The 1,134-nt window shown below is 57.1% G+C and carries 1 pseudogene; it reads right to left on the bottom strand.

Annotated features, from left to right (window positions below):
• Positions 1-1,053 precede the first annotated feature (1,053 nt).
• A pseudogene (locus I9P22_RS24240) lies at positions 1,054-1,134 on the bottom strand (IS5/IS1182 family transposase); the annotation flags it as partial.

Below are 1,134 nucleotides of genomic sequence, written 5' to 3' on the forward strand. Positions count from 1 at the left end.
CCTCGCAGCCGTCAACGCCATGATTTATATGCGAAATATCACGATTACGACAGCGAAATCAGCGACTTACTTGGAGAATGTGGGTTAACGAGATACAGATTGTCGGTGACGTGGAAGAACGGGTCGACCGAGGCGAGATCGACAGTGATCCCGAAATTCTTCTTGAGTGTCGAGAATATCTCGCCCGCGCCGTTGTCGTTGTCGATCAGCACGATGACAGGGTGCGCCAGCGGCCGGTGCTTGCAGCGCTGAATGTCCTGCGCATAGCGGGTCTTGATGAAAAAGTATTTCAGGTCGCTCGCCCCGCCGCCAAGCTCCAACAGCTTATGGGCTTGGCCGGCGTAGTTAAAGAACGCTACTGCCGGTTTGAATGAATCGCCTTCCTTTGATCCGAGCTTGGGGTGAAAGGCCGTCAGCTTTCGGATCGCGTATTTGAGGTAGATGCTGTCGGTCTTTCCTTCGCAGACAATGAGTGGCCGCTCCAGCCGCACGAAATAGCGGTACTTTAGAAAGCGGGCGTAGAGCCTCCGCGCGGCGGTCGGGTTCTTCCGCTTTTCCGGTTCCTCGCGGTGGTCGATGGCATTCTTGACGTAATGGATATGGCTAAGGGTTCCTTCCAGTGGAGCGAGTGAATCAATTACTTTCAGATCCCGGGCTTCGTCGTTCTCCCCCGCCGCAGGCTGCGGAGAGGATGGCCGGTAATACGTGCCCTTCTCAAACAGCTCGTGGCACATCGCTCGCGCCCGGCGGTAGTATTCAGGCCTGATATTGACCTTGTCGTTGACGGTCAGTCCTGTGACGAGCTGCCGGCTCATGCGGAACTGCATTCTGGTCTTGCCCGGATTGATGGCGAACCCGGCCTTGGTGATCACGGCCGTAAGTTCCGGACCGGGTTGCCACTCCGGATCGCCTTCGGCGACTGGCGCTGCGACAGGCGAGGGGAACGCGCGCTGGCTAGTCGAGAAGGTAATGTCATCGGCGTAACGCGAGTAGGTGAGCTGGTGCTTTTTCGCGAGCTGGGACAGGCGCACGTCGAGGACGTGAGCAATTAGGTCATGTTGACAAATGGCGAAGCCAGAGCCTGATGCAGGCGATGTCGATGAAGCCGAGGAAACTGTCTGCGGTTTTGTCGTA

It is taken from the genome of Paracoccus binzhouensis (assembly GCF_016446475.1).
GTDB classification, from domain to species: domain Bacteria; phylum Pseudomonadota; class Alphaproteobacteria; order Rhodobacterales; family Rhodobacteraceae; genus Paracoccus; species Paracoccus binzhouensis.